Below are 3,949 nucleotides of genomic sequence, written 5' to 3'. Positions count from 1 at the left end.
GTCGGCCTTGGCCTGGTCGGCCTTGCCCTCGGCGACGAGCTTGTCGTTGTCGGTCGCCTTGCCGACTGCTTCCTTCGCCTTACCTGCAAGGTCTTCGGCTCCGTGCTTGATCTTGTCTCCGATACCCATTGGGGGGGTCCTTTCTTCTTCTTTTCTCAGCCTGCTCCGATCAGGAGACAGGGCGTCAGTGGGTCGTTCTGGGTCGCGCGATACTGCTCCGCACGCCGCTTGTGAGGTGCACAACGAGGGGGATGCGCGTGCCGATGACCTCATCGAGCCGGTCGATCGCGGCGCGGATGGCCGTTTGGAACGCTGCCAAGTCCGGCCCGGGGCGAGCCTGAACCCGCACGAGGACGACGGCACCACCAGGGGTTCGGTGCGCGCTCGCCGACACAACCACGACATCCGGTGCATTCGCGAGTCGCTCGCGCAGAACGGACTGGACGACGGATGCGTCGATCGTCGCCCCCTCGATGCTCAGGGCCGTGGAGGTGCGGCCCCGACCCCGCGTCACGATCCAGGTGATCGCGAACAGCACCACCACGAGTGCCGCTCCCGCTACGGTCCACACGACGGGTGGCAGTGTCGCATCCGGCACAGCGAGCCCGAGGTCCTGCCGCGGGATCGTGAACCCGAGCGTGGGCGCGAAGGGCAGAGCGACCACGGCGGCGAGAGCCAGGGCGATCAACCCGATCACCGCGAGGATGATCCGGTTCGCGAGGCGGTTGGTGCGGGTCATGCGAGCACCCCCTGGCTGTCGACGGCGGTGCGGATGGTGAGGGTCCGAAGCGGCGTCACGGCTGCGACGGCTCGGGTCGCGTCATCCGTCGCCGAATCCGCGTTCACCGGGAACCCGGCAGACGGACGGACGCGCACGATCGCGCGGCGTCGGCCCACGGTCGTCGTGACCTGGTCGCGCGAGACTCCTGTGCTGAGGGCTGCGGCACGCGAGATGCCGCCCGCCATCACGTCGTCGTCGATCACGAAGACGGCGCGCTCGTCGCTGAGTTCGCGACGGGCCCGGCCGCCCGGCGCGAGCGCCAAGACGATCGACCAGATACCGAGAACGGCGAGAGCGGCGATGGCGGTGATGCTCCAGGGAGTGCCCGCCTGAACCGAGGTGATCAGGTCTGCCGGTGCGATCAGCAGTGCCGGCACCGACAGTGCGGCCAGGACGGCCTCGACGCCGACATATGCGGCGACGACGGCGACAACACCGAGTGCGATCGATACCGCGACGCTCCGCGAACGGAATCGCATGCGACGGCTCAGCCGACGCTCGGTACGCGCGTTCATTGTGCTCTCTTCTCGCTTTCAGAGGTGATGTCGGTGACGCGGATGGTCACGTCGGTCAGGATGGCGCCGGTGAGTTCGGCGCCGGTCGTCAGGATGCGCTGCCGAGCGGACTCGACGCGCTCGAGAACGGTCGAACCCGAGCCGGTGGCGTACACGGGCGCGCGGACCGCGACGGACAGCTAGCCGCTGTCGTCGCGGACGCGCACCCGGGTGCCCCGGGCCGTTCCGCCGAGCTCTTCGGCCGCGAGGGCTGAGAACACGGTCTCGATGGCCCGGGCGGTGATGACGACCCGGCCGGCGATGGGGCTACCCGACGCGGACGCGGACATCAGCCGACCCGGCGCCCACGGGCGGCGTCGACCGCCGCCCGCAGGTTGAGCTGGCCCGTCCAGACCGCACCGGCTACGCCGCCGACGATCGCGAAGATCGCGACGAGGACGAATCCACCGAAGCCGAAGGCCAGCCACGCGAAGGCGAGCGCGATGCCCGCCGCGGTGCCCCAGATGATGGCGTTCACTGGACTCGCGACTCCTCGACCTCATCGTCCTCGCCGGGCAGGTGCACGTCGACGACGGTCACGTTGATCTCGGCGACCTGCATGCCGACGAGGTCGGTGATGGCTTCTGCGACCGCGCGGCGAACAGCGGCCGCGACATCCTGAAGCGCCTGCGGGTAGTCGACGACGATCGAGATGTCGGCAGCGACCTCGGTCTCGCCGACCTCGACGCGCACGCCCTGGCCGTGATCCTTCGCGCCGACGACCTCGCGAAGGTTGCCGAGCACGCGTGCGGCGCCGCCACCCAGGGCGAAGACTCCGGGGACCTCGCTCGCGGCGATGCCGGCGATCTTCGCGACGACCGGGTCGACGATCGTCGTCTTACCGAGGCCCGTACCGGGGACGTTGTTCGTCGCGGCGGTGTTGGCGTTGATGGACTGAGCCATGATTTTCTCCTTCGAGGCTCGCAGCTGGTGGCTGTTTTAGTGTGTGTCATAGGTAAGACGCACCGGCCCGGGAAAACGTCACGGTCGGTTCTCTGTGAGGATGCTGGGAGCACGGGCGACATGACGGATCTCGGCGGAGCGCCCGATGAGGTCCTCGCGGCCCGCGCCGCCGATGGTGATGCGAATGCGTTCGGAACACTGGTCCGCAGACACGCTCCATTTCTCATCGCGTTCGCCACGAAGCTGACCGAGTCCCGTGCCGACGCGGACGATTGCGTGCAGGACGCCCTCATCACGGCCTGGCAGAAGCTGCCGGACCTCGAGGACCCGTCGAAGGTGCGGGCATGGCTCACGACGATCGTGTCGCGGAACGCGACATCCCGGATGCGGTCACGACGACCGGCCGATTCGATCGACGATGTCGAGGTGGAGTCGGATGAACCCGGGCCGGAGCGATCCGCTATCGCGTCGTCCCAACTCGACGCACTGAACGCCGCCCTGCAGACCCTGACGCCCGAACAGCGCAGCGTGTGGGTATTGAAAGAGGTCGGCGGCAACAGTTACGAAGAGATCGCCGAGCAGGTGGGAGCGAGCGTTGCGACCGTACGCGGCCGGCTCGCCCGGGCGAGACAGGCGCTTCTCGAAACGTATGGAGGAATGGAGGTGAGCATGGACGACACGATCGGCAACTCGGGCTACACGCTCGAAGACCTCTCCGCGTATCTCGATCGCGGCCGCTCGCCGGCGATCGCGGCGATCGACACGGATGCCGAATGCCAGGCGGTTTTGGCGTCGCTCGAGCGCTTCGGCTCGCTCTCTCGCGAGCTGGTCGAGCGCGAGGCCGAGCCCGTGCCCCAGGGGTGGTTCGATCTGGTGATGCGCGATGTCACCCGCGAACTGCGGGCTGGGCGCGACATCCCGTTGACCGCGCCCGACGAGCGGGTCGAAATGGTCATCACCGAGGGAGCGAATCACGAGCTCGTGCGGGAAGCGGGGGATGCGGTACCCGGCGTGTTGGTGGGGCGCACCACGATCGATGGGGACATGGACCAGCTCGGTGCCGAGGTTTCGGTGCGGGTGACGATCAGCGTGCTCTTCGGGCGTCGGTTGGCGGACGCATCCCGTGCCGTGCGCGACGCGGTGATCGATGCCCTCGGGGCTCACACCGCACTCCGGGTAAGCGGAGTGGACGTGGTGGTCGACAACGTTCACACGGCCGACAAGCTCGAGGGGGAGCGATGAGCGAGAGCCTGGACGAAATCGCCTACGCGGTCGATTCCGCTGCACGGGGCGTCGCTGGGCTCGAGGACGTCTACTCCGCGCGCCCGCTCCTCGCGCGGGCCGCCCGGCGACTGATCGAGGACGACGAACCGCTCGCGCTCGTTCAGCGTCAGGGAGAGTCGCTCGAGATCACCGTCAGCGTCGCGGTGGCCGCCGACGGTGTCGCGGCATCCGCCGTGGCCACCGCCGTCGCCGAGGCGGTGCACGCGGTGGTCGATCCGCTCGCAGCATCCGGCTCCCCGCAGGCCCGGGTGCGTGTTCGCGTCAGTCGCGTGCTCGCGCCCTCCGGGCGCGGCCCCGCGGCAAGTGTCGCCGAAGGACCGTGATAATCTGTCGGAGGTTCTCGGGCCTGTGGCGCAGTTGGTAGCGCGCTTCGTTCGCAATGAAGAGGTCAGGGGTTCGAATCCCCTCAGGTCCACCAAACGACAGA

General features: G+C 68.5%; 9 protein-coding genes and 1 tRNA gene. 3 read left to right on the top strand and 7 right to left on the bottom strand.

Annotated features, from left to right (window positions below):
• The 7 genes from MIC448_RS12460 to MIC448_RS12430 all read right to left on the bottom strand — a co-directional run.
• Nucleotides 1–129 (bottom strand): CsbD family protein (locus MIC448_RS12460; RefSeq protein ID WP_081766395.1); only part of this gene is annotated, 129 nt, incomplete at its 3' end.
• A 55-nt stretch (nucleotides 130–184) separates the two neighbouring features.
• Nucleotides 185–739 carry a hypothetical protein gene (locus MIC448_RS12455; RefSeq protein WP_036300201.1) on the bottom strand — a complete coding sequence of 185 codons (555 nt, stop codon included), beginning with the start codon at nucleotides 737–739 and terminating at the stop codon, nucleotides 185–187.
• Nucleotides 736–1,296, bottom strand: a complete 561-nt coding sequence (locus tag MIC448_RS12450; protein ID WP_036300199.1) for a hypothetical protein — start codon at nucleotides 1,294–1,296, stop codon at nucleotides 736–738. Before MIC448_RS12450 ends, MIC448_RS12455 begins: the two co-directional genes overlap by 4 nt.
• Entirely contained in the window at nucleotides 1,293–1,451 is a 159-nt protein-coding gene (locus tag MIC448_RS12445) for a hypothetical protein (RefSeq protein ID WP_157811247.1), read from the bottom strand. The genes MIC448_RS12450 and MIC448_RS12445 overlap by 4 nt, the downstream gene beginning before the upstream one ends.
• Before the next feature lie 24 nt (nucleotides 1,452–1,475).
• Nucleotides 1,476–1,625: a hypothetical protein gene (locus MIC448_RS12440; protein WP_157811248.1), complete on the bottom strand. Its 150-nt coding sequence runs from the start codon at nucleotides 1,623–1,625 to the stop codon at nucleotides 1,476–1,478.
• Complete coding sequence (locus tag MIC448_RS12435) at nucleotides 1,625–1,813, bottom strand: hypothetical protein (protein WP_051513774.1); 189 nt, start codon at nucleotides 1,811–1,813, stop codon at nucleotides 1,625–1,627. Before MIC448_RS12435 ends, MIC448_RS12440 begins: the two co-directional genes overlap by 1 nt.
• Entirely contained in the window at nucleotides 1,810–2,238 is a 429-nt protein-coding gene (locus MIC448_RS12430; protein WP_036300197.1) for an Asp23/Gls24 family envelope stress response protein, read from the bottom strand. Before MIC448_RS12430 ends, MIC448_RS12435 begins: the two co-directional genes overlap by 4 nt.
• 120 nt (nucleotides 2,239–2,358) lie before the next feature.
• Between MIC448_RS12430 and MIC448_RS12425 the strand changes: the two genes are divergently transcribed.
• The 3 genes from MIC448_RS12425 (at nucleotide 2,359) to MIC448_RS12415 (ending at nucleotide 3,940) form a co-directional block, all read left to right on the top strand.
• Complete coding sequence (locus MIC448_RS12425) at nucleotides 2,359–3,480, top strand: sigma-70 family RNA polymerase sigma factor (RefSeq protein WP_198517704.1); 1,122 nt, start codon at nucleotides 2,359–2,361, stop codon at nucleotides 3,478–3,480.
• Nucleotides 3,477–3,845, top strand: coding sequence for a hypothetical protein (locus MIC448_RS12420; protein ID WP_036300193.1), 369 nt, complete (start codon nucleotides 3,477–3,479; stop codon nucleotides 3,843–3,845). The genes MIC448_RS12425 and MIC448_RS12420 overlap by 4 nt, the downstream gene beginning before the upstream one ends.
• A gap of 19 nt (nucleotides 3,846–3,864) precedes the next feature.
• Nucleotides 3,865–3,940 (top strand) — tRNA-Ala (locus MIC448_RS12415).
• Nucleotides 3,941–3,949: the final 9 nt, after the last annotated feature.

Origin of the sequence: Microbacterium sp. C448, assembly GCF_000582705.2 — a bacterium.
GTDB lineage: Bacteria > Actinomycetota > Actinomycetes > Actinomycetales > Microbacteriaceae > Microbacterium > Microbacterium lacus_A.
This window is presented reverse-complemented; position numbering and strand designations above follow the sequence as displayed.